We start from the raw sequence: 25,517 nt of genomic DNA, 5'->3' as shown, positions 1-25,517 counted from the left end.
CTTAAATGGAAAGCAATAAAAAATACTGGAAAGGTTTAGAGGAGTTGAATAATTCCCCTGAGTTCATGGAGATGAACAAAAGCGAGTTTGCTGAACCACTTCCAATAGAAGAAGTTTTAAGCGGAGCAGGTTTATCTGCCAAAACCCCGCGGCGTGATTTCTTAAAAGCATTGGGATTTGGAGTTGGGGCAGTAACTTTAGCTGCCTGCCAAAAAGTTCCGGTACATAAATCAATTCCTTATTTAATTAAACCGGAGGAAGTTACTCCTGGTGTTGCAAATTTTTATACTTCAAGTTATAATGGCCAGGGCATTCTGGTAAAAACGAGAGAAGGCCGTCCAATTAAAATTGAAGGAAACCCAGAAGACCTGATTGGCGGTGGCAGTTTAAGTGCGCAAGGCCAGGCTTCTGTTTTAGATTTGTATGATGTAACCAGGTTGCAAAATCCGGTATTACAAAAAGATGAATCAAGCTGGGACGCAGTTGATGGCTTTATCAAAAGAGAATTAGCTACTGTAGCTGCAAGCGGTAAAAAAATACGAATTGTTTCTTCTACAGTTCACAGTCCTTCTACTAAAGCGGTTATTGCTGCGTTTACTGCTAAATTTCCAACAACAAAACAAATCAATTATGATGCTATCTCTTACACAGGTATCATTCAGGCGAATCAAAACAGTTTCGGAAAAGCTGTTTTGCCACATTATCATTTCGAAAAAGCAGATGTAATTGTAAGTTTTGGTGCTGATTTCCTGGGAACATGGATTTCTCCTGTTGAGTATATGCGCCAGTGGGTTAGCAATAGAAACAATACATCGTTACAAAATAAAAAAATGTCGCGACATGTGCAGTTCGAAGCTGGCATGACTATGACAGGAACAAATGCAGATACCCGTATCCAGATTAAACCATCAGAAGAAGGCCTTGCAATAATTAATTTATACAATGCAATTTCTGGTACTACACTTCCTGGCTCAAAACAATTAAGTAATAAAGCAGCGGATACTGCTATAACTTTAGTTGCAAAAGAGTTGTTGGCAGCAAAAGGCAGATCGTTAGTTGTATGCGGTTGCAATGATGTAGCTATGCAGGTTTTGGTTAATGCCATTAACTCTTTGCTTGGAAGTTATGGAACTACTATAGACCTTGATAACCCATCTTATCAATATGCTGGTAATGATGCCGAATTTGTTGAGTTTATCAATGAAATGAAACGTGGTGAAGTTGGTGCTGTATTCTTTATGGATGCAAACCCGGCTTATAATTACTTTAATGCCAAAGATTTTACCCAAGCATTAGCTAAAGTACCTTTAAAAGTTTCTTTTTCTGATCGAAATGATGAAACATCTTCGTTATGTGACATTATAGCGGCTAAAAATCATTACTTAGAAACTTGGGGCGATGATAATATCTTTGCTGGTTATTATACCATTGTTCAACCAACTATCAATCCCGTTTATAATACCCGCCAGGCAGAACAAAGTTTATTGATTTGGACTGATAATCCAGTTAAAGATTATTATTCATTTGTAAAAAATAACTGGGAAACAAATATACTTCCACAAGTTGGCCTTACGGGACAAGCAGGCTGGGAAACACTCTTACAAAATGGTGTGGTAAAAACAGCAGGAGCGCCAGTAACTGCTTATACGTTTAATAAAGATTTAAATGTTATTGCACAAAATATTATCAACCGCAGTAACCAGTTAACAGCAAGCGGTGCAAATGCAGTAGAGTTGCTAGTTTATGAAACTGTTAACATGGGAGATGGCAGAAAAGCGAACAACCCATGGTTGCAGGAACTTCCGGAGCCTGTTTCTAAAGTTACCTGGGATAATTTTGTTGCTATTGCACCAAAATTTGCAGAAAAATTAGGCATAAAAGAAGGTGATGTATTAAAAGTTTCTTCCGGAAGCCATACAGTAGAATTGCCTGTTTTATTACAACCAGGCCAAGCTCAGGGAACTATTTCTGTTGCGTTAGGATATGGACGGACATTAAGCGGAAAAGTTGGGACGGGTGTTGGTAAAAATGCTTTTCCTTTCTTTACTTTTAAAAACGGCACTTTTCAAACCGCTGCACCAGCTTCCATTTCTACCACAGGTGATGTCTATATTTTAGCTCAGACACAAACGCATCATTCCTATGAAGGACGGAATATTATCCGCGAAACGTCTTTTGATAAGTATTTGAAAGATCCTTCGTCAGCTAATGGCCGTCACGAAGCAGAACATAAAACCTATACGCTTTGGCCAGAATATAACCGCCCTGAATATAATTGGGTAATGGCCATTGATTTAAATGCCTGTACAGGTTGCGGAGCTTGTATAGTTGCCTGTAATGTAGAAAATAATATTCCGGTAGTTGGAAAGGATGAAGTTCGTCGCAGACGGGAAATGCACTGGATACGTATTGATCGTTATTACAGTTTTAAAGAGGGCAATGAAAATGTAACTGAAGAAAGGGAAATCGATAAGCTGGAAGATTTGGATAATGTTTCGGTAATACATCAGCCGATGCTTTGCCAGCATTGTGATCATGCCCCTTGTGAAACCGTTTGTCCGGTTCTTGCAACTGTTCACTCATCAGAAGGGTTAAACCATATGGCATATAACCGTTGTGTAGGGACACGCTATTGCGCGAATAACTGTCCGTACAAGGTTAGAAGGTTCAATTGGTTCAATTACTGGAATGATTCCCGTTTTGATAATTATCTTAACAACGAGCATACACAATTAGTATTAAATCCCGATGTTACCACTCGTTTCCGTGGGGTAATGGAAAAATGTACTATGTGTATCCAACGTATTCAAGGTGGAAAACTTAAAGCAAAAATTGACCAACGGGCGTTAAAAGACGGGGAAGTTAAAACTGCTTGTCAGCAAACTTGTCCAACCAATGCCATTATTTTTGGAAATGTTAATGATCCTGACTCAGTAGTTTCTAAAGCATTAAAAAGTGAGCGTACTTATTACGTATTGGAAGAACTTAACACCCAGCCTGGAGTTGGCTATCAGGTTAAAGTAAGAAATGTTAATGAAACTCTGGCTTAATTATAACTTAACGAAACATAAGTAGTATGTCATCTCAACACGAATCTATAATCAGGGAACCTTTAATAACAGGGGATAATATCACTTATTCTAAAATAACAAATGATATTCTGTTTCCTGTTGAAAATATGCCTAATAAAGCCTGGTGGATTGGCTTTAGCGTTGCGTCTTTAGGAGCATTGCTGTGGTTATGTGCAGTTAGTTATACATTTTGGTATGGCATTGGTGCATGGGGTTTAAACAAAACAGTAGGTTGGGCCTGGGATATTACAGGCTTTGTTTGGTGGGTAGGTATTGGCCACGCTGGTACGTTGATTTCTGCTGTACTTTTACTATTCCGTCAAAATTGGCGTAATTCAATCAACCGTTCTGCTGAGGCTATGACCATTTTTGCCGTTATCTGTGCGGCAACTTATGTTGTTTCTCACATGGGGCGTCCATGGATGGCACTATACACTTTGCCTTTACCTAATCAATATGGCTCTTTATGGGTAAATTTTAATTCCCCACTCGTTTGGGACGTGTTCGCTATCTCTACTTACTTCTCTGTATCCTTAGTTTTTTGGTACACAGGTTTATTGCCTGATATTGCAACAATTCGTGACAGGTCAACTGGCATACGACGTAAAATTTATTCTGTAATGTCATTTGGATGGAATGGTTCAGTTAAAACATGGCAACGATTTGAAGCAGTGTCCCTTGTACTTGCAGGTGTTGCAACCCCATTAGTACTTTCAGTACATACAATTGTATCAATGGACTTTGCAACTTCCCTTGAACCAGGTTGGCATACTACTATTTTTCCACCCTATTTCGTTGCCGGGGCTATATTCTCGGGGTTTGCTATGGTTCAAACTTTATTATTAGTAACCCGAAAGGTGTTAGGATTAGAGAATTACATCACTATGTTTCATATTGAATCTATGAACAAAATTATCCTAACAACAGGATCAATTGTGGGTGTGGCCTATCTTACAGAGTTTTTTATTGCGTATTACTCTGGAGGTGAATATGAGCAATATACTTTCTTAAATAGATTTATAGGGCCTTACTGGTGGGCAGGCTGTATGATGTATGGGTGTAATGTACTAATGACACAATTAATGTGGTTTAAAAGTGTTAGGACAAATATTGCCATATCATGGGCTTTATCTATCATTGTAAATATCGGTATGTGGTTTGAGCGTTTTGTAATCATTGTAGTATCACTTCATCGGGATTTCCTTCCATCTAGCTGGGCTATGTTTCATCCAACATGGGTAGATGTAAGCGTTTTTATTGGATCAATTGGCTTATTCTTTACCATGTTTTTACTGTTTTTACGCGTATTACCATCTGTAGCAATGGCAGAAGTGAAATTACTTTTAAAAAGTTCCAGCGAACAAGAGAAAAAGAAACTTTTAAAACATGGAAATATAGATACTGCCCAGGTAGAATACTACAAGGATAGTTTAATAAAATATGACAGTATTGAACAAGCTGAATACCAAAATACTTAATTATGAATAGTACGAAATATATACTTGGTATCTTTGATGATCCTGATGATATGATGAAGGGCATCGACAACCTTAAAGAAAAAGGTATTTCTATTTACGATGTCTTTACCCCAATGCCAATCCATGGTATTGAAAATAAGTTAGGTATAAAAGAATCTCGTTTACCAATTGCTGCATTTATCTTTGGCTGTACTGGTTGTACAGTGGCTTTTTGTATGCTATATTATATGCTTGTTCATGATTGGCCTATGAATATTGGAGGTAAACCGCATTTTGCAGTTCCTGATTTTGTACCTATTTGTTTTGAATGGACCGTGTTATTCAGTTCTTTTGGTATGGTCTTCACTTATTTTTATTCGAATCATCTTTTTCCGGGCCGTACACCGAGAGTAATGGACTTAAGGGCTACGGATGATCGTTTTGTAATTGCTATAAACGCAAAGACTAATTATGATCATAATCAGATTGATTCTGTACTAAAATCAGCGGGTGCTGTAGAAATTAAGCATAATGACAGAAAATATATTAGCTATGAATAAATTTAAGATACTCAGTATAATTGCAGTAGTTACTGTCGTATCTGTTTTACTTACTGCTTGCGGTAAAGATAAACGCAGCACCGGATGGGAATATGCACCTAACATGTATGAACATATTGCTTATGATCCTGACCAGCCTAATACTAATTTTAAAGATGGAAAAACTGCGCAGCTTCCACCTGCAGGTACTATACCAATTGGTTTCGTTCGGTTTGATTATCCAAATACAAAAGAGGGATATGAGAGAGCAAGTGTAGAGGTAGTAAATAAATACATAGCTACTAAGCAAAGTCTTGCTGATGGTAAAATTTTATTTGAACACTTTTGTTCGCCATGCCATGGTATACAAGGCCAGGGTGATGGATTAGTTGTGCAACATGGTTTTCCTGCTCCTCCATCGTATTCAAAAGGTAATTCATCCAGAGGGGGTGCTATGAAAGACCTTACAGATGGAAAAATTTATCATACAATCACTTATGGGTTAAATGCTATGGGTTCTTATGCTTCTCAGTTAGCTCCTGATGAGCGCTGGAAAGTAGTGCTGTATGTTCACCAATTACAAAAATTATAATATCGACAAATTGATGAAAGCTATTAATTACGACCAACAATTTGAATTTTCGGGGAAAGCTAAAACCTATAGCTTGATAGCCATTGCAATTGGTTTGTTAGCTATTTTATTTGGATTATTGACAGGTCAAACGGAGCGGATCTTTGCAAACTTATTACTGATGAGCTATTATTTTGCTTGCGTTTGCATGGCTGGTGTTTTATTTTGTGCCATACAATATGTATCACAAGCAGGTTGGTCTTCTTCAATTCTTCGAGTTCCTCAAGCATTTGCTAAAGTATTGCCCTACGCAAGCTTGTTTCTGATTGCAATTATTACCATAGGCTTATTTACAAATCACTCAGTTATAGAAGAAGGTAAAAAGATATTTGAGCCTAACTTATATGCACAATGGGCCACTAAAGGGGTTACTATTAAAGGGAGTGGAACTTATAATGCCGAAGTTGCAGCAAAAGCAGGATATTTAAATATACCTTTCTTTTTAGCGAGACTTGTTATATTTTTAATTCTATATTCTATAATTGGATTAATGCTTGTAAAGTATTCAAGAAAAGAGGATGAATTAGGCGGAATGTCTAATTACAATAAGAGCTTTGGTATTTCTGCTGTTTTTCTGGCGATATTTGGTTTTACTTATCCTGTTTTTGCTTTTGATGCAATCATGTCTTTAGAGGCACATTATTATTTTTCAACCCTGTTTGGTTGGTATAATTTTGCTGCTATGTGGGTTAGCGGACTGGCATTGATTGCTTTAGTAGTTATAATCCTTAGACAAAATGGTTATATGGATTGGGTTACTGAAAATCATTTGCACGATATGGGTAAATTAGTTTTTGCATTCTCCATTTTTTGGACCTATCTATGGTTCGCTCAATTATTACTTACCTATTATGCTAATATACCTGAAGAAACAGTTTATTATTATGAAAGATGGGAGCCTGAATTTAAACCATGGTTTTGGCTAAACATTGTATTAAACTTTTGTAGCCCGGTATTACTATTAATGTCACGTGATGCAAAAAGAGCCCCAACTGTATTAAAATATGTTTGTATTGTTGTTCTTTGTGGCCATTGGTTAGATTACTATCTGATGGTTATGCCAGGAACTGTAGGGGCGGAAGGAAGAGGATTTGGTGTTGAAGAAGTTGGTATCGCTTTAGGCTTTGTAGGTTTATTTACTTTTTTAATGTTAAATGCTTTAAGTAAAGTGTCACTTATTCCTAAAAAACATCCGTTCCTGGAAGAGAGCTTAAATCACCATATTTAAAAAAGATCAATCTGAAGGCTCAGGAAAATTTATAAAATCTTTAAAATGAAATTTGAAAGATCAACTTATTTAAAAATAATATTTAGCAGTATTAGTTTTTTACTGCTGTTTTTAACAAACAATTTATTCGCACAAGGTAGTACTAGTACTGCACCAACAAGTGTAAATGCACCTACAATAGCAATAGACGGATCTATGGCAAGTGATGCAATGTGGATGGGCATTGGTTATAATGTACTTATATTTTTGCTAATATGTATTGTTATAGCAATCCTTGGCCGAATCCTTAAAATTTATGATCTTACTTTACAAATGCAAAGTAAAAAAGGGATTGATTGGAATAAGATCATGGCAATGTGTTTCGGATTGTTCTTAATAGTGGGTTTATATGGTGCCTATTGGGAGTATACAGTACATGGTAGTATGATTCTTCCTGATGCGGCTTCAAAACATGGTGTCAGAATTGATGAGATGTTTAACATTACGTTGATCATTACAACGATTGTTTTCGTTGGTACCCAAATTATGCTGTTTACTTTCGCTTATATCTATCGAGGCTCTCAATTAAGAAAGGCGCATTTTTTACCACATAATAATACCATCGAAAAGCTTTGGACGATAATACCAGCTATTGTATTGACAATATTAGTAGTTTTTGGGTCATTAACATGGAAAAGTATTATGGATGTTCCCGTATCCGAGCAGCGTTCAGCTTTAAATGTTGATATAACAGCACACCAGTTTGCCTGGGAAGTGCGATATCCTGGAAAGGACGGAAAACTGGGCTTGAAAAATGCAAAGCTTTATTCTGCAAACAATAAAGTAGGCGTAGATTATAAGGATAAAAACAGCTATGATGACTTAACTGCCGATGAGATTGTAGTTCCGGTAAACAAACCACTTCGTATCAACCTTATTGCGCAAGATGTTATACACAGTTTTTATTTACCCTGGTTTCGCGTACAAATAAACGCAGTACCTGGTTTACCAACATTTTTTCAGTTTATACCAACCATTACAACAGATGAAATGCGTACAAAGTTGGATAATCCTACTTTTGAGTATAAGCTTTATTGTAATAAAATTTGTGGTGGAAACCACTTCAATATGCAGAAGGTTTTTAGGGTGGTAAAAGAAGCAGAATACCAGGACTGGTTATCCAAACAAAAACCTTATTTGAATGACCAGTTGAAAAAGGAATTAAAAATGACAGTAGTACAACCGGCTGATTCTGTTATCAAAAATAAATTAGCTTTTAATAAATTATAAGGACAAGAGATTATGGCAACAGCATTAACAGTTAATAATCCGGCATCAGTTCACAGCCATGAGGAGCATGGCGAACATCATCATCACGAAACTTTTCTGACAAAATATATTTTTAGTCAGGACCATAAAATGATTGCAAAGCAATTCCTGATAACTGGTATTATCATGGGTGTAATTGCAATGATTTTATCTGTACTTTTTCGTATTCAGTTAGCTTATCCAAATACAGCTTTTCCATTTTTAGAAACTTTATTAGGCCGTTTTGCTCCTGAAGGCCGTTTAGACCCTAATTTCTATCTTTCCTTGGTTACTATACATGGTACCATTATGGTATTCTTTGTATTAACTGCAGGATTAAGCGGTACATTTAGTAACCTTTTAATTCCACTACAATTAGGGGCACGTGATATGGCTTCCCCATTTTTGAACATGTTATCATACTGGTTTTTCTTTACAGCTTGTGTAATCATGTTGAGTTCATTTTTTGTACAAAAAGGCCCTGCAGGTGGTGGATGGACTATTTATCCTCCTTTATCTGCTTTACCAAAAGCAATGCCAGGCTCGGAAATGGGCATGACTTTGTGGTTAGCCAGTATGGTTCTGTTTGTGGCTTCTCAGTTAATGGGTGGTATCAATTATATCAGTACGGTATTAAATATGCGTACAAAGGGAATGGATTTGTGGAAAATGCCTTTAACAATTTGGGCATTTTTTTTAACTGCAATATTAGGTGTACTTTCTTTCCCTGTATTAGTAGCGGGCGTAGTGTTGTTAATATTTGACAGAAGTATGGGAACAAGCTTCTATCTTTCTGACATTGTTTTAAATGGTGCAGTATTGCCAAATGAAGGAGGAAGTCCAATTTTATTTGAACACTTATTCTGGTTTCTGGGCCACCCCGAAGTTTACATTGTTATTATGCCTGCAATGGGTATAGCATCCGAAGTAATGGCTGTTAACTCGCGTAAACCTATTTTTGGTTACCATGCAATGGTGTATTCTTTAATTGGTATTACTGTTTTGTCATTCATTGTATGGGGTCATCACATGTTTGTTACGGGAATGAATCCGTTTATCGGTGGTGTTTTCATGATAACTACATTAATTATTGCAGTACCATCAGCAGTAAAAACGTTCAACTGGTTAGCAACTTTATGGCGTGGAAACATTCGGTTTACTCCCGCAATGATGTTTGCTATTGGTTTGGTTTCCTTCTTTATTTCCGGAGGGTTAACCGGCATATTTTTAGGTAATGCAGCGTTGGATATAAACTTACATGATACCTATTTTGTAGTTGCGCACTTTCACTTAGTAATGGGCTCTGCTGCAATTTTTGGTATGCTTGCAGGTGTTTATCATTGGTTTCCTAAAATGTTTGGCAGATTAATGGACGAGAAGTTAGGTTATTTACACTTTTGGTTGACATTTATCGGAGCCTATCTTGTTTTCTTCCCCATGCACTTTATGGGTTTAGACGGTGTACCACGTAGATATTATGCTTTTACAGAGTTTGAATCTATGAAGCAATGGTTATCTGTAAATACATTTATTACCTGGGCAGCAATTATGTCTGCATTGGCACAAGTGGCATTTTTGTTTAACTTCTTTTATTCCATATTTCACGGTAAAAAAGCAACACAAAATCCTTGGAATGCCAATACATTAGAATGGACAACACCGGTAGAACGAATTCATGGAAACTGGCCGGGAGAAATTCCAACAGTTTATCGCTGGTCTTATGATTACAGTAAGCCAGGGCACGACCAGGATTTTATTCCTCAGACCGTTCCTTTCTCACAAACCATGACTTCAAATTTACCACATGATTTTGAAGATGACCCGGATGTAGAAAAATTACAATCAGAGTGGATTAAGCAAAATTCTCAGGAAGTAAAGTAATCATACATTTATTATTAATTTGATTGAGGGTATTTATGCAGGAGCTTGTATCCTCTTAAATACCCTTAATTTTTTAACATCAACTTGAAGTATTCAAAAGCCGAAAAAAGGTTTCAGTTTATTAATTTGTTATCCATAGTTGCACTATTTGTATTGATTTTAGCAGGTGGTGTGGTAAGAAGTACAGGTTCCGGAATGGGCTGCCCTGATTGGCCGAAATGTTTCGGACAATATATTCCACCCGTAAAAGAAGCACAATTACCTGCAAACTATCGTACCCAATTTGCTGCAAATCAATTAAAAAAGAACCAACATTTTGCGAAACTGCTTAATGCTTTTGGTTATACTTCTCTGGCTTCCAAAATAAAATCAGATGCTTCTATTGTAAACCATCAGCAGGAACAATTTAATGCTGCTAAAACCTGGACCGAATATATTAACAGGCTAATAGGCGCTATTACAGGAATACTCCTCTTGTTAACAGCCGCATACTCTTTTTACTACTGGAAAAATAGTAAGGTAATTGTTTTTTTAAGTGTAATTAATCTTGTTCTCGTTGCTTTTCAGGCATGGCTCGGATCAATTGTGGTATCGTCAAACCTTGTTCCCTGGATTGTAACTGCACACATGCTTATTGCTTTAGGTATATTGGCAATTTCAATTTATACCTGGCACCAATCCAAATTATTGCATCTCAATAAAAAGATAAAAACAAAAGCATTTGTACTTATTATAACTGGTGCAGCATTAATATTAGACATTGTACAGATTACCATTGGGACAGAAGTGAGAGAGAAAATAGACGAATATTCTGGAAGATTAAATGGAAGTTTTAGGCAGGAATGGATAAATGGTGCAAGTAAGGTTTTAGATAACCATAAAAACTTGGCATTAATTGTAATAATTGTAAATGTGCTGCTGTATTTGGTTATCCGAAAAAACTTTATCAAAAGCTCTGTTCAGCAACAGTTAATGAGCGCAAGTTTTGTTATTATTATGTTACAAGCCTTTGCCGGTGCAATATTAACTTATTGGAGTTTACCGCCTGTAGCGCAAATTGCCCACATTATATTGGCAAGTTTATTATTTGGTGCACAATTTTATTTATTGCTGAACTTGTTTAAATCAGCAGAAACGTTAGGAGCGAAATATGAGATGGAGTGATTTTTCTAAACTGATCAAGTTTCGCCTTACTTTTCTGGTTGTTTTTTCTGCTTCTATATCTTTTCTAATCGGTAGTAAAGTAAATGGCGAGATAGTTTGGAAAAACTGGGCACTATTAATTATAGGCGGATTTTTAGTTACTGGTGCAGCAAATGGGTTTAACGAAATTATAGAGAAAGACCTGGATAAGTTAATGCTTAGAACTGCTGACAGGCCATTGCCTTCCGGAAGAATGACTAACGGACAAGCTTTGGTGCTAAGCCTTTTTATGGGTATCGCTGGCACTTATATTTTAGGGCACCTCAACTTAACAACTGGCTATCTTTCTGTGTTTTCTATTTTTTTGTATGCTTTTATTTATACACCTGCTAAAAGAAAATCTCCTGTTGCTGTTTTTATCGGTGCAATTCCTGGAGCATTACCGCCATTAATCGGATATGTGGCAGCTCATCCAAAAATAGATTATATAGCCCTTGTTTTATTTGGGATACAATTTGTTTGGCAGTTTCCTCATTTTTGGGCAATTGCCTGGGTATTGGATGATGATTATAAATTAGCAGGTTTCCGTTTATTACCATCAGGAAAACGCGATGCAACAAGTGCAGCAATAACATTTTTATTTACATTAATTTTAGTTCCGGTAAGTTTATTGCCAACATATTATAATTTTGGCGGTTTATATGTCGGTGCCGTTTCATTATTGTGCAGTTTTGCGTTTTTATATTTTGCGTTTAATCTATTGCTGAAACAAGATATAAGTTCAGCAAAAAAATTAATGTATAGCTCTTTCTTTTACCTGCCAATTGTTCAGTTGGCATTATTATTTGATTTTGTTGGAAAGTAGAAAAATGAGTCAGTCAGTAATAGATAAAGAGAAGTTAAACCTTCAGCCTAAAAAGTTTAATATGTGGTTGTTTATCATCACCTCATTTATGCTTTTTGCTGCTTTTACCAGTGGTTTTATTGTTTACACACAAGGATCAGCAGATAAAGGAATCAAAATTATCCTTCCACATGCTTTTATATACAGTACAATTGTAATTTTATTAAGCAGCGGAACTATGTATTTAGCTTTTCGCGCAGCAAAGCAACTGCAGTTTAGCAAACAGCGGCAGTATTTGTGGCTAACCCTAATATTGGGAATAGGCTTCTTTTGCCTACAATTTTATGCATGGACAGTATTGGTAAAAATGGGTGTTTACTTAATTAACCCTAACGCTTCACAATCATTTATCTATATATTTACAGGCGTTCATTTAGTCCATATTTTAGCTGGCCTAATTTTAGTGATTAACAGTTTAGTTGGCAGTTATAAAAACGCTCCTCCTGTTAAAAATATTTTTCGTTTAGAAATGGCATCCATTTTTTGGCATTTTGTAGATATTTTGTGGATATATCTTTATGTTTTTTTACTTTTGAATCAATAATAATTCTATACCTAACTTAGATGAGTACAACTGTAGCACCTATCGATCGAATTAAAACTACACCCTGGGCAGGTGGCCGCTCTCCATTTTCTATAGAATATGGAAAAATGATGATGTGGTTCTTTTTACTGTCTGATGCCTTTACCTTTTCTGCATTATTGATTGCTTACGGTGCTTTACGCTTTAGTGCTAAAGCGTGGCCAATGCCAGATGAAGTTTTTCAATCTATCCCTTTTATAAAAGAACATGGTGCGCCACTGGTTTTTGTAGGATTGATGACCTTTATCCTGATCATGAGTTCTGTAACTATGGTATTGGCTGTAGAAGCCGGCCATAGGGGCGCTAAAAAGGAAGTAGTTAATTGGATGATTTTAACTGTAATTGGTGGTATTATATTTTTAAGCTGCCAGGCTTTAGAATGGACGCACTTACACGAAGAAGGGGCATGGTGGGGAAGTAACCCGTTTAAGAGTGCTACAGGCTTAGATACAGGTACTAATTTTACCAATCTGTTTTTTACGATAACCGGGTTTCATGGTTTCCACGTATTTAGCGGTGTTATTATTAATATTGTCATTTTGATTAATGTTATAAAAGGTACTTACGAAAAACGCGGAAGTTACTTAATGGTAGAAAAAGTAGGCTTGTACTGGCACTTTGTAGATTTGGTATGGGTTTTTGTATTTACGTTTTTCTATCTGGTTTAAATTTTTTAAATAAAAATAGTATGAGCACAGAACCTTCAAACGTTCATCATGAAGAAGATCATGAATCACTTTCAAAAGGTAAAATTTGGCAGGTATTTTTTGTACTGCTGGGCATAACAGCTATTGAGTTTATTATTGCATTGTACCTTGTTCCGCACCATGTTTTAAAACAAGGAATAGCAAACCCCATATATATCATGCTTACGTTAGCTAAAGCATTTTATATTGTTGCCTACTTTATGCACTTAAGGTTTGAAAAAATTGGCTTGGCTTATTCCATTCTTGTGCCAACTATATTTATAATTGGGCTGATACTTGTTTTAACCAACGAAAGTAATTATTGGTTATTTACAAGGCTTTAATGGCTAACTTTAAAGTAGTAAAAAGATTTGTAATCCTGGTGCTTATACTAATAGTACCAGGATTTTTGTATTATTTACTTCAGGCCAAAGGCAAAAACCGCTATAAGCCACTTCCTGTTTACGGTCCTAAACAAGTTGCAAAAACTTTTCATAAAGTAAGGGGACAAGTAATTTACGATACTATTTACCACCAAATCCCTGATTTTAAATTATACGATCAGGAAAACAAGTTGATTACTCAAAAAAACTTTGAAGGAAAAATACTCCTCGTCAATTTCTTTTTTACCCAATGCCCAACGTTGTGTAAAGAAATTAACAAAAATGTAGCTGATCTGGCAACAGCTTATAAAAAAAACAACATTCTAAAATTTGTTTCTATAACCGTTGATCCGGCTACAGACAATGCATCAGTTTTAAAAAAATATGCCACTTCTTTAAAAGCAGATGAAAACCAGTGGAAGTTTTTAACCGGCGATACTTCAACTATTTATCCTTTAAGCCGTAATGGTTTTTTGGTAACTGCTGTCAATGGTAATAACAATCCCGAAAATTTTGTTTATAGTGAAAAACTGATTCTTGTAGATCAGGACAGAAGGATAAGGGGTTATTACAACGGTACTTCTGTAAACGAAATGACAAAATTGAATGATGAAATAAAAGTGTTGATTGCCGAAGAACTTCGTAAAATTAAAAGTAACTTATATTGATGGAAAACAAAACAAACAAAATTCAGGACAAGCAAATCTTTCGTTTTATAATTGGTATTTCCATATTTGTATTTGCAGTAGTTGTAATATTAATTTTGAAAGTGCTGCCCGTTCCTGCGGTTTTACCGTCATTTACTTATAAATTACCTTTAATTAATGCTTATCTAAACGGAACTTGTAGTATTTTACTTCTTTTATCACTCTTTTTTATCAAACAGAAAAATATTGTAATGCACAAAAGGATTAATATTACAGCCTTTGCATTGTCTTCCCTTTTTCTGGTTTTTTATATTGTTTTCCACTATTTGGCACCAGAAACACGTTATGGCGATTTAAATGGCGATCATTTGCTTTCCTCCGCAGAAAAAATGGCAACAGGAAATTTAAGATTTGTATATTATGCTATTTTAATCAGTCATATTATACTTGCAGCAATTGTTTTACCATTAATTTTGTTCAGCTTTAATTTTGGTTTGCAAAACCAGATCAATAAGCACCGGAAAATTGTACGCTGGACCTGGCCTATTTGGTTTTATGTTACCGTAACCGGTGTTATTGTTTACATCATGATTTCGCCTTATTACCAATTTTAGCGTTATTTTTGTTGTGGATTATAATGCTTCTTTTATCACCTAAAAATTGGTAAGCAGAGTAATGATCTTCCATTTTTATTAAGAATTATGCTGATGAAAACCCTGAAAAAAATATTTGTAGCTTTTGTGCTTGCGCTGCTTTTTTTAAGCACCGAACCTGTAAAAGCACAATGTGCCATGTGTGCAGCCAATGCAGAAACTTCGCATAATAGCGGCAATAACAAAGCCGATGGTTTGAATAAAGGCATTATGGTTTTATTGGCAGCACCTTATCTGGCGGTTGCTGTGGTAGGATTTATTTGGTATAAAAGGTTCAGGCGTAAAAATATTGCCCTGAATATGCGGAACGAAAAGCTAAACTTAAATTAGTCAATTCGTTTTTAGTTTGATAAACTTTTAAATGCTTCTTTTATGGCAGTTATTTATTGACCAAATTTAAAATGATTAAAGCTGAAACGTTTGATTTTTTAAAAAGCTTAGCAGAAAATAATAACCGCGACTGGTTTACAGCAAATAAAGCAGTTTATGAAGATGCACGTGAAAACGTACTGGATTTTACCAAACAACTCATCCGGCAACTTGCAAAAACAGATCCGCAGGTAAATGCAGATACCGATCCTAAAAAATGTGTGATGCGAATTTATCGCGATATTCGTTTCAGTAAAGATAAAACGCCTTATAAAAGTAATTTCGGCATCAACATAAAAACCGGAAGCGGAAATACAGAACTTGGGTATTATTTGCATATCCAGCCAGATAAATCTTTTGTCGGCGGCGGTTATTGGATGCCAACGCCCGAACATTTAAAAGCTATCCGGCAGGAAATAGATTACAATGGCGCCGCCTTAAATGCCATTATTAGTGATGCTTCTTTTATCGATGATTTTTCTGCATTCGATCAACAGGAACAGTTAAAAAATAACCCGAAAGGTTACGAAGCCGATCATCCTTATCTCAATTTATTAAAGCTGAAAAGTTTTGCTGCTATCCATCACCTAAATAATGAAGAACTAATGGATAAAATGGCCATACAAAATGTTGTTAAATATCTTGCTAAAATTCAACCGCTAAATCATTTCCTCATCCAGGCCCTTCATTAATTGTTATCATGAAAAAAAGTGTTCTGTACATTTTTAATTTTTGCGTGTTATTGCTGGCATTGCAATCGTGCGTGGTTTTATCACCAAAAAAATATAAAGGTTTATTGGCACAGCGCGATTCGTTAACACAACGGATTTCAACATTAGAAGAACAATTAACACTGTTGCAAACAGATACGGCAAGAATACACCGTGAAATGGCAGAATTAACAGAGAAATACAATGTGCTGAACAATAATTTTAGTGCAAGTTCTTCCAGAGTGAGCCAGCTTTCCGGAGATTTGCAGAAACGCGAAGCACGTTTACAGGAAGTTGAAGAAACCTTGCGCAAACGCGATGAAGCTACCAATGCTTTGCGCAACAAGCTGCAACAAGCGCTTTTAGGCTTTCAGAATAGTGGTTTAACAGTTGATATCAGGAACGGGAAAGTTTATGTTTCGCTGGCTGATAAACTGCTTTTTCCTTCGGGAAGTATTGTTATCAACGAAAATGGTAAAGCTGCTTTAAAACAATTTGCAGAAGTGCTGAACAAAGAACCAGACATTAATATTGCGGTTGAAGGCCACACAGACAATAAAAAAGTAAATAATTTAGGGCAGATTAAAGATAACTGGGACTTGAGCGTTTTGCGTGCAACTTCTGTTACGCGTTATTTAACGGAAGTAGAAAAGGTTGATCCGCAGCGATTAACAGCAACCGGAAAAAGCCAGTACCAGCCAATTGATCCCGGAACAACGCCGGAAGCTTTAGCAAAAAACCGCAGGATTGAAATTGTATTAAGTCCGAAATTAGACGAATTGTACAATCTGATTTCGACAAAGTAAAACGGACATCAATTTTATCGGCATAAAAGAAGCACCTGTATCATGAAAACTTATGCTGTTATTTCGGATATTCACGGAAACTCACTTGCTTTAAAAGCAGTTTTAGAAGATATACAATTACGAAAAGTAGATGTAATTGTGAACCTCGGCGATCATGTTTTTGGTCCTTTAGAACCGCAAAAAACGGCTGATTTAATTTTTGGACGACAGATGATCTGCATCAGCGGAAATAAAGACCGGGACATTCTGGAAAACCTGGATCAGTCCACTCAAGATGAAACGCTGGAGCAAGTCAAAAAAAACCTTGATAAAAGAAGCATTGATTGGTTAAAAAGCCTTCCTTCAACACAAAGTATTGATCGTTTAATTTTTGCCTGCCATGGAACGCCCGAAAGCGACAACGCGTATTTGCTGGAAGAAGTAACGGAAAACGGCGTTTTTGTTTATAAAGATGAAGAACTGGTTGCCAAAACAGCAAATATTAAAGAACAAATTATTTTGTGCGGACATTCTCATGTTAACCGTGTGATCTGGCTTTCTAACGGAAAAATTATTTTAAACCCCGGAAGTGTTGGTTTGCCTGCTTATTTAGGAAATGCAAAAGTCCGTTTTGCAATGGAATCTATGACGCCACATGCTAAATATGCTTTAATTTATGCAGGTAAAAACAGCATCAACATAGAACAAATTAACTGCAGTTATGATTGGAATGCAGCTTCGGAAACAGCAAGAAAAAATGGAAGAGAAGATTGGGCGCAAGGTTTATTGTATGGCCGAATGCCCAAATCTTTAAAAAGCTAAAGCTTAAAACGGACTTTTAAAATCTGCAAAAGCTGGTAAAACGGTATCTTTTGGAGATAGCAAAACGTTAGATAAATCTGTCTGCCAATCAATATTTAAAGTCGGATCGTTCCATAAAACACCAATTTCCGAAGCTTTATCGTAATAATTGGTTACTTTATAAGTGAAAATGGTATCATCTTCCAAAGTAACAAAACCATGTAAAAAGCCAGGCGGGACCCAAAATTGTTTGTGGTTTTCTCCGGTTAATTCAACAGTAACATATTGGCCAAAAGTTGGCGAATTTTTACGGATATCAACTGCAACATCTAAAACCCTTCCTTGTAATACGCGTACTAATTTGCCTTGGGCAAAAGGATCTGCCTGTCCGTGTAATCCGCGCAATGCCCCTTTTTGGGAGAATGATTGATTATCCTGAACAAAAGTAGCATCAATACCAGCTTCACGGTATTTCTTCTCGCTGTAACTTTCGTAAAAATAACCACGGTCGTCAGGGAAAATGCGAGGTTCTATAATGATTAACCCTTCAATTTTTGTAGTGCTGATATTCATTGTTCGTCGATAATTTTCATGGTAGAACTAAAAGTAACCAATTGGTTTGCAAAAGCCAGTTGCTGTTCGCTTTCAATTTGCGGCGCGTATAAGCTTTGGTAAGATTGAAGCGATGATATTTCGTTGGTACGAAATTGCACGCAGTAAGTTAAGCCTTCATTTGGAGAATCGGTTACCTGCAACATTTGGTATGATTGAAAAAATCCGGTTTCCATTACCGTTTGGATAAAGTTTATCTTTACCCAGCTTAACCATTCCTGCTCAATTGATTCCTCAATCAAAATGGTAATATTGTAAATGAACATGCTGTAAAATTAGGATTTTTATCAGGAACTGGGCGTTGCATCTCCTCTTAGTACCCTGAATTTTTTACGTGCATCGTTAATCCATAAGCTGGAAGGATAATCCGTAATAATCTTTTGATACAAAATTTGTGCTTTTGGTTTGTTGTTCAGCCGGTTTTCGTACAAATCTGCCATCATAAAAACAGCGTCATCAGCCCAAAGTTCGGTTGGATGTTCGTCCACAATTTTTTGTAAAGGGATAATGGCAGCTGGGTACTGTTTTTGCTGGATAAAAATTCGTGCCTTAGCCATTAAAATATCATCGGCCAAAGTATTTCCGGGATAAACACGGTCAATGCTGTCCAAAGTAATTAAAGCGCGGTCAGCTTGTTCTTTGTAGATGAGAAAATCAGCGCGGGCATACATCTTAAGCGCATTGCCAGTGGTATCAAAAGTAGTATTATCGGTAATTAAAAGCGAAAGGTTAAGCGCATCGTTGGCAATTAATTGTGATGTTGCCGCTTTTAAAACATCTAATTGCGCTTTTGCCCAGTTAAAATCGCCTGTAAAATAAGCCAGGCGCGCGTTCCTGAATTTCGCTTCCTGGGCAACATTGGTATTAGGAAAAGCTTTTTCAACCTGGCTGTACAATAAAGTTGCTTCCCAGGGTTGGTTGTTTAGCAAATAAACATCGCCCAAATCCATTTTACAATCAGCTAATAAATTTGGACGTAAACCTTGTATCTGAACAGCTTGTTCCAGCAGTTTTTCGGCTTCAGTTGTTTTATGCAACTTAAATGCCTGTAACCTTGCTAATTTTTGCATGGCAAAAGCAGTACTGCTGTTACGGCCAAATTCCGACAACAAATCCTGGTAATCTTTTTCCAGGCTGATCAAATCCTGCTGCTGGAATTTACCGGAAGTAACTTTTAAATTTTTAGTGTTTAACAGTTCAATTCGTGCCGGAATATAATATTCCTGCTCTTTTCCTTTAGCAATAATAAATTCGTAACCACGAATGGCAGCGTCGTACGCTTCGTTACCGTTTAAAGTCTGGCACAACTGGAAAACCTGTTCGCCATTATCTTTTTGTCTTTTTGAAAGGGCAATAACCTGGTTTAAGGCCAAATCATACTCTTTTTGCTGAAGATATTGCCAGGTAAGTAATTGAATAAATACCAAGGCTTGCGGGTTTTTCTGTATTTTATCCAGCAGTAAACCCTTAAAAACTTCGTAATCTGCCGCGCCATCAAATTGGCTGGCGATATTATTTTGCGCCTGATAAAGATAATCGGGATTATAAGAGAGCATGTTCAAATATTCGGCAGCCATCATCATTTTATTATGCTGAAAACGGTACATGCTGATTAAAGGAATAGCAAAAGCCTGTTCGTTGTGTAAAATTGCCCTGCCTTGTAAAAAAACCTTTATGGTATAATCTGTATTTCCGGCCTGATAAAGCTGGTTTGCAATCATGCTGATCTGGCCTTCATCTGCCGGAAGGTTTTTTAATATTTCTTTATAAACCGTTTCCGCTTTAGGAACCTCGCCTTTTTCAGTATAAATGCTACCTAAAGTAATGGTATAATCCCAATTTTCCGGATGCTTTTTAACCATTTTTTTGGTTAAGTTTTCGGCTTCGTCCAGTTTTTTCAAGCTGATCAAACTGTAACAATAAGGTTTAAAATACGTTTCATTATCCTGTTTAAACAGCTTCTGGTAAAGCTGGCTGGCTTTATCTTTTTCTCCGGATGCCATATATTGCCGGGCCAGCAGCACATCATCAGACTGAGCAGTTGCAGTTAAAAAGAAACATGAAAATAGTAGTGATAAAAACAGCTTCATCCTGATCAAAAATAAACTAATTCCTGATTTAAAAGAAGCTAAACTTATAACAGAGAAGAATTGCAAGGGGTAAAATTGTAGTGACAGTTGACTTAAATTCTTTCTTAATTTCTAATTTAACCCAATCAAATTATCCGGATATAGTTTCCCTAAACCTAATGAGAAGGCGTTATTACTTGTTAACACTATGCTTGGTTGCGGTGGTTTTTAACGCCTGTATTAACCATGTCAGAAAAATTCCGGTCATTAGTTTTTTTAAAACACCCGAGAAAAGTGCTTTTCATATTTCTCCGAACGGAAAATACATTTCTTACCTTAAATTATATAAGGACAAGCTTAACATCTACGTACAATCTGTTGCTGATGGTAAAGAAAGCCAGGTTACCTCTTTTGCTGATTATCCTGTTAAAGATTATTTCTGGACACTAAACAATGAACTTGTTTTTAATAAAGATCTGATCGACTTAAACCAGTATCAGCTTTTTGCAATGAATATGCAGGACAGGAAGCTGAAGAAATTATTGTCTTTAGCAAAAGTAAGGCTGAGGTTAATCAGCCGCAGCAATAACAACAAAGACTGGATCAATATTGCGATGAACAAACGAGATTCTGCTACTTTTGATGTTTATAAACTAAATACACAAACCGGAGAACTAAAACTTTATATTAAAAATCCGGGAAATATAACTGAATGGTATCCTGCTTCTAATGGAAACATCCGCCTGGCAAAAGCATCAGACGGTGTAAACGAAACGATATTGTTCCGGCAGGATGATAACCATCCTTTTAAACCCATTATCAGCAATAATTTCAGAAATTCTGTAACGCCTATTGCTTTTATAAAAAATCAGGGGAATCATTTTTATGCCCTGTCAAACTTAAACCGTGATAAAACTGCTCTGGTAGAAATTGATGCAGAAACAGGTAAAGAAGTAAAGATGATTTACGACCGGAAAACGGCAGACATTGGCGAAGTAAATTATTCGAGGAACAAACACCGCTTAGATATAGTTAACTGGGAAGGAGCAAAACCTGAAAGACATTTTATGAACCAGGATATAAAACTGATTTATGAAAACCTGTCGAAACTTTTACCGGATAACGAAATTAAGATTATCGACCGTGATACATCCGAAAATAAACTGTTGATTAGCACTTACACTGACCGTAGTCCTGGTTCTGTTTATTTGTATGAAGCAGATGCCAAAAGGCTTACTAAATTAACAGATTTTAACCCGGATATTAAGCCTGAAGAAATGTGCGCCATGAAACCGGTTACCTATAAGGCATCAGATGGTTTGCTGATTAATGGTTACCTTACTTTACCGCAAACATCAAAGCAAACAGACCTGCCGGTAATTATGATGCCGCACGGTGGCCCCTGGAGCCGTAATAGCTGGGGTTATAATGCCGAAGTGCAATTTTTGGCTAACCGGGGTTATGCTGTTTTTCAGGTAAATTATCGTGGTTCTACCGGTTATGGTAAAGCATTTATGAGTGCAGGTTTTAAAGAAGTGGGCGGAAAAATGCAGCAGGATATTACCGATGGCGTAAAATGGCTGATTGAAAATAAAATAGCAAACCCTAAACAAATTGGCATTTACGGCGGTGGTTTTGGCGGGTTTTCTGCTTTGCACGGGGTTTCTTTTAATCCTGGTTTATACCAGTGTGCTGTAGTACAATATGGGTTAATTAACTTTTTTACCTTTATAAAAGACGTGCCGCCGTTTTTAAAGCCTTATTTAAGCATGACGTATGAAATGGTAGGCAACCCGGATAAAGATGCGGATATGCTCCGTGCAATTTCGCCGGTTTTTCATACAGATAAAATAAAAGTACCTTTACTGATCTTTCAGGGAGCAAAAGACCCAAGGGCAAATATTAGCGAACTCAACCAATTTGTACGCGACTTGCGCAGCCGTGATGTTCCAGTAAAATATGTTCTGAAAGAAAACGAACGGACTTATTTTAAGAATGAAAACAACAGGTTGGCCATGTATGCCGAAATCGAAAGTTTTTTGGAAAACAACCTGAAAAACAAGAAGTAATGCCACTTCTAAAAATATCCTGACTTGATGAAAGACAAAAGAGCTTACCGGAAAAACTTTTTACTGGTAACTGCTTTTGTAATCCTGATCTCCGCTTTTGTAATTGCCATACTTCTTTTATCATATAAATTAACGCGCCGGTATATTGAGAACGAATTCGGTTCCAGAAAGGTAGATGTACTGGAGCAAACGATAAGGCCGTACAACGATTTCTTTCAAAATAAAATTGCCGAAATTACCTCTTACAATGGTTTTCTCAACGTAACATCTGCTGCCAAATATTCCGGGTCTGTTTTTAGTAAATATCCGTTTGTTAAAAATGTTACTTTTTACGACCTGGATATCAGCAACAACCTCAAACGTTTTTCTTTTCGTACTAACCACCTCAGTATTTATATAAACTCAGTTTATAGTTTTTTACCTGGTAAAAACAGCAATGGCTTGCCACAGGTAAAAGCCTTAAAAAAGAAAAAATTAAACGATGCTGATTTTAACCAAATGTCTTTACAATTGTCTGATTATATTGAAGATGTAGATACAGCTAAAATCAGCAGTCCGGACATAGACCTTCGCAAAAATTTTTACAACATCCGCCCCAATAAAATTAGTTATTTAAATATTCCTTTAAGGCAGGAACTCAAATTATATAAAGAATTACTGCGGATCAATAAACCAGTTTTTAACCATAAGCAAAACATGTTTACGTTTTACCTGGATCCGTTTGCTTTAAAAATCCGCAACACTAATCCTGGTTTGTATCAATCCATTACTATCCGTCCTTTAGTTTATGATCCTATAGATAACGACCAGGAGAAGTTTACTACAGAGATAGCTTTTCCCGGCGCCTTTTCTAATTATAAATTATATTTCCGGACTAATAAAAGTTTCCTTACACATGAAATCATCAAAAGTTTTTTGCCTATTGCTTTTGGCGTAATGTTGATCTATTTTTTCCTGCTGACTATTGCACTGCTGATTTACCGCAACCTCAACGTTAACTTAAAATTATTTAAGTTACAGTATGATTTTATCAATAATTTTACACATGAATTTAAAACGCCGGTAAGCGTAATTAAAATTGCCGGTTCTAATTTGCAAAGCAAGAACGAACTGAGCGAAAGGCAGCGCATTCATTATGGTAAGATTTTAAATGAAGAAGCGGATAAGCTAAACGAGCTGATGAATAAGTTGCTGTCTTTTACGCAGTTAGAAAATAAATCAATTCAGATTAAGAGCCAGCAAATAGATCTGGACCAGTTTACCAAAAGCCAGATCGAATCTTTAAGGATAAAATATCCATCCTTTAATATCAGTTATACAGATTCGGATATCCATGCTTTTTTTACCGACCCGGTTTTGTTAGGGAGTATTTACCAGAACCTGATGGAAAATGCTTATAAATATTCGCCGCCCGAACGGAAAGAATTAGCAATAAAAATTGAAAAGAATAAAAAAGAAGTTATCTTTAAATTTAAAGATCAAGGCATCGGCATTGACCAAGCTGAATTAAACAATATCTTTAAAAAATTTTACCGGATACAAAATCAGTATAACCAAAACGGAAGCGTAGGTTTAGGGCTTGCATTTTGCAAAGAACTGGTTAATTTTATGCACGGAGAAATTAGTGTTAAAAGCAGTATTGGCAAAGGTTCCGAATTTGTGGTTGCACTTCCTTATGAACATTAATAATGAGTAAAGAGATTAAAATTGCGCTAGTAGAAGATGATGAGAACCTGCGCTTTCTGGTTGCAGAACGTTTAGGGTCCGAAGGTTATACGGTTTTAGAGGCAGCAGATGGCCTAACAGCAGAAAAACTGATTTTGGAACAACAACCGGATATTGTATTGCTGGATTGGATGCTGCCCGGCAAACAAGGCGCGGATGTTTGTCAGGAAATACGCAGCAAAGGTTACGATAAACTGGTAATTATGATGACTGCCAAAGCGCAGGATGTAGATAAAATAGAAGCTTACAATGTTGGCGTTTCTGATTATGTAACCAAACCTTTTAACATGGATGTACTGGCTGCTTTAATTGAAAACAAGTTAAAATACACAGCAAGCAGTGATAAAAGTGAAAGCTATCGTTTTGCCAATATGGAACATCAGCCGAACACGCATACGCTGATTAAAGATGGCAAAAAGGTAGAATTAACCATTCTGGAAAATCGGATTTTGCTTTACTTCCTTAAAAATCGGAACAAGGTAATCCACCGGGAAGAATTGATGATGGAAGTTTGGGGCTACAACGCGGATGTAAATACCCGAACTTTGGATATGCATATTGTGCGTTTGCGCAAAAAAATTGAGGAAAACCCGGATTCGCCGCAGTTTTTGCAAACGGTTAGAGGGATTGGTTATAAGTTTGTGTTGGAGTAAAATTTAAGTAATTTTTAACATAACCTATTTATTTAAAAACGTACTTTAAGCCAAAACCAAAGCGTGCAGCTTCAAACTCAAGTCCATCACTAATAAAGACTATTGGCCTGAAATCAATATTGACGCTTAAAGGAAGCGTTTTTATTTTATAATCTAAACCAGCCATTGGCCTTAAAGCAAAGGCAGCGTTAGCATCCCCATCTAAAAAAACCTGCGGGCCTACACCTAAATACCATTTTAATTCAGGTGCTTCTTTAAATGACTGGTGATATTGGTAAAAAGCCCCTAAACTGAAATAACCGTCACCCAAAAGGATTTCGCCTTGCAAAGCATTTTTATCATTAAAAAAGTGCTTAATGGTTGGGCCAACAGTTGCTCCGCCATTACCAAAATCGATACCTAACCCAACTGCAGTTTTATAAGTTGATTGTGCAAACAATTTTGAATTAGGAACAAAAACTATAAGTATTAGTGTAATTAAAAGGAGAGGTTTTTTCATAATATAGATTTGTGATAAGTTTTGGCAATATATATATAATATCATAATAATTCGTACTACTATGACTTAGTAAGATACTTATTTAGTTGATGTTGTTTAGGCTAAAAAGATTCTTAGCCAAATGTTTTATAA

The 25,517-nt window shown here is 36.3% G+C and carries 25 protein-coding genes; 21 read left to right on the top strand and 4 right to left on the bottom strand.

All coding sequences use genetic code 11. The features are described 5' to 3' along the window. Positions 1-5: 5 nt before the first annotated feature. The 18 genes from GO621_RS06355 (at position 6) to GO621_RS06270 (ending at position 17,779) form a co-directional block, all read left to right on the top strand. Positions 6-3,050 (top strand): TAT-variant-translocated molybdopterin oxidoreductase, encoded by a 3,045-nt coding sequence (locus GO621_RS06355; protein ID WP_157565277.1) that lies wholly within the window; start codon positions 6-8, stop codon positions 3,048-3,050. A gap of 26 nt (positions 3,051-3,076) precedes the next feature. Continuing rightward, positions 3,077-4,549 (top strand): NrfD/PsrC family molybdoenzyme membrane anchor subunit, encoded by a 1,473-nt coding sequence (gene nrfD / locus GO621_RS06350; protein WP_157565275.1) that lies wholly within the window; start codon positions 3,077-3,079, stop codon positions 4,547-4,549. A 2-nt stretch (positions 4,550-4,551) separates the two neighbouring features. Further along, complete coding sequence (locus GO621_RS06345) at positions 4,552-5,088, top strand: DUF3341 domain-containing protein (protein WP_157565273.1); 537 nt, start codon at positions 4,552-4,554, stop codon at positions 5,086-5,088. Continuing rightward, positions 5,060-5,659, top strand: coding sequence for a c-type cytochrome (locus GO621_RS06340; protein ID WP_157565271.1), 600 nt, complete (start codon positions 5,060-5,062; stop codon positions 5,657-5,659). The genes GO621_RS06345 and GO621_RS06340 overlap by 29 nt, the downstream gene beginning before the upstream one ends. A 13-nt stretch (positions 5,660-5,672) precedes the next feature. Beyond that, positions 5,673-6,926 carry a quinol:cytochrome C oxidoreductase gene (locus GO621_RS06335; RefSeq protein ID WP_157565269.1) on the top strand — a complete coding sequence of 418 codons (1,254 nt, stop codon included), beginning with the start codon at positions 5,673-5,675 and terminating at the stop codon, positions 6,924-6,926. A gap of 45 nt (positions 6,927-6,971) precedes the next feature. Then, positions 6,972-8,195, top strand: coding sequence for a cytochrome c oxidase subunit II (locus tag GO621_RS06330; protein WP_157565268.1), 1,224 nt, complete (start codon positions 6,972-6,974; stop codon positions 8,193-8,195). A gap of 12 nt (positions 8,196-8,207) precedes the next feature. Beyond that, positions 8,208-10,094: a cytochrome c oxidase subunit I gene (locus tag GO621_RS06325; RefSeq protein WP_157565266.1), complete on the top strand. Its 1,887-nt coding sequence runs from the start codon at positions 8,208-8,210 to the stop codon at positions 10,092-10,094. Positions 10,095-10,178: 84 nt separating this feature from the next. After that, positions 10,179-11,258: a COX15/CtaA family protein gene (locus GO621_RS06320; protein WP_157565264.1), complete on the top strand. Its 1,080-nt coding sequence runs from the start codon at positions 10,179-10,181 to the stop codon at positions 11,256-11,258. Then, positions 11,245-12,102: a heme o synthase gene (gene cyoE, locus GO621_RS06315; RefSeq protein WP_157565263.1), complete on the top strand. Its 858-nt coding sequence runs from the start codon at positions 11,245-11,247 to the stop codon at positions 12,100-12,102. The genes GO621_RS06320 and cyoE overlap by 14 nt, the downstream gene beginning before the upstream one ends. Before the next feature lie 4 nt (positions 12,103-12,106). Next, entirely contained in the window at positions 12,107-12,685 is a 579-nt protein-coding gene (locus tag GO621_RS06310) for a cytochrome c oxidase subunit 3 (RefSeq protein WP_157565261.1), read from the top strand. Positions 12,686-12,705: 20 nt separating this feature from the next. Further along, a complete protein-coding gene (locus tag GO621_RS06305; RefSeq protein ID WP_157565259.1) occupies positions 12,706-13,392 on the top strand; it encodes a cytochrome c oxidase subunit 3 in 687 nt (228 codons plus the stop codon). A 20-nt stretch (positions 13,393-13,412) separates the two neighbouring features. Beyond that, positions 13,413-13,754 (top strand): cytochrome C oxidase subunit IV family protein, encoded by a 342-nt coding sequence (locus GO621_RS06300; RefSeq protein WP_157565257.1) that lies wholly within the window; start codon positions 13,413-13,415, stop codon positions 13,752-13,754. After that, a complete protein-coding gene (locus GO621_RS06295; RefSeq protein WP_157565255.1) occupies positions 13,754-14,461 on the top strand; it encodes an SCO family protein in 708 nt (235 codons plus the stop codon). The genes GO621_RS06300 and GO621_RS06295 overlap by 1 nt, the downstream gene beginning before the upstream one ends. Continuing rightward, positions 14,461-15,054, top strand: a complete 594-nt coding sequence (locus GO621_RS06290) for a DUF420 domain-containing protein (protein ID WP_157565253.1) — start codon at positions 14,461-14,463, stop codon at positions 15,052-15,054. The genes GO621_RS06295 and GO621_RS06290 overlap by 1 nt, the downstream gene beginning before the upstream one ends. A 93-nt stretch (positions 15,055-15,147) precedes the next feature. Then, positions 15,148-15,423, top strand: coding sequence for a hypothetical protein (locus tag GO621_RS06285; protein ID WP_157565251.1), 276 nt, complete (start codon positions 15,148-15,150; stop codon positions 15,421-15,423). A gap of 71 nt (positions 15,424-15,494) precedes the next feature. Continuing rightward, a complete protein-coding gene (locus tag GO621_RS06280; RefSeq protein WP_157565249.1) occupies positions 15,495-16,154 on the top strand; it encodes a DUF2461 domain-containing protein in 660 nt (219 codons plus the stop codon). A gap of 8 nt (positions 16,155-16,162) precedes the next feature. Next, on the top strand, positions 16,163-16,978 hold the full coding sequence (locus GO621_RS06275) for an OmpA family protein (protein WP_157565247.1): 816 nt from the start codon (positions 16,163-16,165) through the stop codon (positions 16,976-16,978). A 42-nt stretch (positions 16,979-17,020) separates the two neighbouring features. Beyond that, entirely contained in the window at positions 17,021-17,779 is a 759-nt protein-coding gene (locus tag GO621_RS06270) for a metallophosphoesterase family protein (protein WP_157565245.1), read from the top strand. Positions 17,780-17,782: 3 nt separating this feature from the next. On the opposite strand, the gene rfbC is transcribed toward GO621_RS06270, so the two are convergent. From rfbC to GO621_RS06255, 3 genes are read right to left on the bottom strand one after another with little or no spacing between them, the layout of a single operon-like run. Next, positions 17,783-18,331 carry a dTDP-4-dehydrorhamnose 3,5-epimerase gene (gene rfbC / locus GO621_RS06265; protein ID WP_157565243.1) on the bottom strand — a complete coding sequence of 183 codons (549 nt, stop codon included), beginning with the start codon at positions 18,329-18,331 and terminating at the stop codon, positions 17,783-17,785. Next, positions 18,328-18,636 carry a DUF4286 family protein gene (locus tag GO621_RS06260; RefSeq protein WP_157565241.1) on the bottom strand — a complete coding sequence of 103 codons (309 nt, stop codon included), beginning with the start codon at positions 18,634-18,636 and terminating at the stop codon, positions 18,328-18,330. The genes rfbC and GO621_RS06260 overlap by 4 nt, the downstream gene beginning before the upstream one ends. A 21-nt stretch (positions 18,637-18,657) precedes the next feature. Continuing rightward, positions 18,658-20,460 carry a tetratricopeptide repeat protein gene (locus tag GO621_RS06255; RefSeq protein ID WP_157565239.1) on the bottom strand — a complete coding sequence of 601 codons (1,803 nt, stop codon included), beginning with the start codon at positions 20,458-20,460 and terminating at the stop codon, positions 18,658-18,660. Positions 20,461-20,618: 158 nt separating this feature from the next. Between GO621_RS06255 and GO621_RS06250 the strand changes: the two genes are divergently transcribed. The 3 genes from GO621_RS06250 to GO621_RS06240 are packed head-to-tail and all read left to right on the top strand — an operon-like array spanning position 20,619 to position 24,886. Further along, positions 20,619-22,508, top strand: coding sequence for a S9 family peptidase (locus GO621_RS06250; protein WP_157565237.1), 1,890 nt, complete (start codon positions 20,619-20,621; stop codon positions 22,506-22,508). A 27-nt stretch (positions 22,509-22,535) separates the two neighbouring features. Continuing rightward, on the top strand, positions 22,536-24,194 hold the full coding sequence (locus GO621_RS06245) for a sensor histidine kinase (protein ID WP_157565235.1): 1,659 nt from the start codon (positions 22,536-22,538) through the stop codon (positions 24,192-24,194). A gap of 2 nt (positions 24,195-24,196) precedes the next feature. Continuing rightward, the gene (locus tag GO621_RS06240; RefSeq protein WP_157565233.1) at positions 24,197-24,886 is read left to right on the top strand and encodes a response regulator transcription factor; all 690 of its coding nucleotides are present in this window, start codon (positions 24,197-24,199) and stop codon (positions 24,884-24,886) included. Positions 24,887-24,914: 28 nt separating this feature from the next. Here GO621_RS06240 and GO621_RS06235 read toward each other — a convergent pair whose 3' ends face one another. Beyond that, the gene (locus tag GO621_RS06235) at positions 24,915-25,385 is read right to left on the bottom strand and encodes a hypothetical protein (protein WP_157565231.1); all 471 of its coding nucleotides are present in this window, start codon (positions 25,383-25,385) and stop codon (positions 24,915-24,917) included. Positions 25,386-25,517: the final 132 nt, after the last annotated feature.

This window comes from Mucilaginibacter arboris, assembly GCF_009754915.1.
In the GTDB taxonomy this organism is placed as follows: Bacteria; Bacteroidota; Bacteroidia; order Sphingobacteriales; family Sphingobacteriaceae; genus Mucilaginibacter_A; species Mucilaginibacter_A arboris.
This window is presented reverse-complemented; position numbering and strand designations above follow the sequence as displayed.

Coding starts and splice junctions, on each gene's coding strand:
- GO621_RS06245 (WP_157565235.1), top strand. CDS start 22,536: ATGAAAGACAAAAGAGCTTACCGGAAAAACTTTTTACTGGTAACTGCT.
- GO621_RS06295 (WP_157565255.1), top strand. CDS start 13,754: ATGGCTAACTTTAAAGTAGTAAAAAGATTTGTAATCCTGGTGCTTATA.
- GO621_RS06305 (WP_157565259.1), top strand. CDS start 12,706: ATGAGTACAACTGTAGCACCTATCGATCGAATTAAAACTACACCCTGG.
- GO621_RS06355 (WP_157565277.1), top strand. CDS start 6: ATGGAAAGCAATAAAAAATACTGGAAAGGTTTAGAGGAGTTGAATAAT.
- GO621_RS06260 (WP_157565241.1), bottom strand. CDS start 18,636: ATGTTCATTTACAATATTACCATTTTGATTGAGGAATCAATTGAGCAG.
- GO621_RS06325 (WP_157565266.1), top strand. CDS start 8,208: ATGGCAACAGCATTAACAGTTAATAATCCGGCATCAGTTCACAGCCAT.
- GO621_RS06340 (WP_157565271.1), top strand. CDS start 5,060: ATGACAGAAAATATATTAGCTATGAATAAATTTAAGATACTCAGTATA.
- GO621_RS06270 (WP_157565245.1), top strand. CDS start 17,021: ATGAAAACTTATGCTGTTATTTCGGATATTCACGGAAACTCACTTGCT.
- GO621_RS06235 (WP_157565231.1), bottom strand. CDS start 25,385: ATGAAAAAACCTCTCCTTTTAATTACACTAATACTTATAGTTTTTGTT.
- GO621_RS06255 (WP_157565239.1), bottom strand. CDS start 20,460: ATGAAGCTGTTTTTATCACTACTATTTTCATGTTTCTTTTTAACTGCA.
- GO621_RS06240 (WP_157565233.1), top strand. CDS start 24,197: ATGAGTAAAGAGATTAAAATTGCGCTAGTAGAAGATGATGAGAACCTG.
- GO621_RS06345 (WP_157565273.1), top strand. CDS start 4,552: ATGAATAGTACGAAATATATACTTGGTATCTTTGATGATCCTGATGAT.
- GO621_RS06330 (WP_157565268.1), top strand. CDS start 6,972: ATGAAATTTGAAAGATCAACTTATTTAAAAATAATATTTAGCAGTATT.
- GO621_RS06300 (WP_157565257.1), top strand. CDS start 13,413: ATGAGCACAGAACCTTCAAACGTTCATCATGAAGAAGATCATGAATCA.
- GO621_RS06275 (WP_157565247.1), top strand. CDS start 16,163: ATGAAAAAAAGTGTTCTGTACATTTTTAATTTTTGCGTGTTATTGCTG.
- GO621_RS06290 (WP_157565253.1), top strand. CDS start 14,461: ATGGAAAACAAAACAAACAAAATTCAGGACAAGCAAATCTTTCGTTTT.
- GO621_RS06335 (WP_157565269.1), top strand. CDS start 5,673: ATGAAAGCTATTAATTACGACCAACAATTTGAATTTTCGGGGAAAGCT.
- rfbC (WP_157565243.1), bottom strand. CDS start 18,331: ATGAATATCAGCACTACAAAAATTGAAGGGTTAATCATTATAGAACCT.
- GO621_RS06250 (WP_157565237.1), top strand. CDS start 20,619: ATGAGAAGGCGTTATTACTTGTTAACACTATGCTTGGTTGCGGTGGTT.
- GO621_RS06280 (WP_157565249.1), top strand. CDS start 15,495: ATGATTAAAGCTGAAACGTTTGATTTTTTAAAAAGCTTAGCAGAAAAT.
- GO621_RS06285 (WP_157565251.1), top strand. CDS start 15,148: ATGAAAACCCTGAAAAAAATATTTGTAGCTTTTGTGCTTGCGCTGCTT.
- GO621_RS06310 (WP_157565261.1), top strand. CDS start 12,107: ATGAGTCAGTCAGTAATAGATAAAGAGAAGTTAAACCTTCAGCCTAAA.
- nrfD (WP_157565275.1), top strand. CDS start 3,077: ATGTCATCTCAACACGAATCTATAATCAGGGAACCTTTAATAACAGGG.
- cyoE (WP_157565263.1), top strand. CDS start 11,245: ATGAGATGGAGTGATTTTTCTAAACTGATCAAGTTTCGCCTTACTTTT.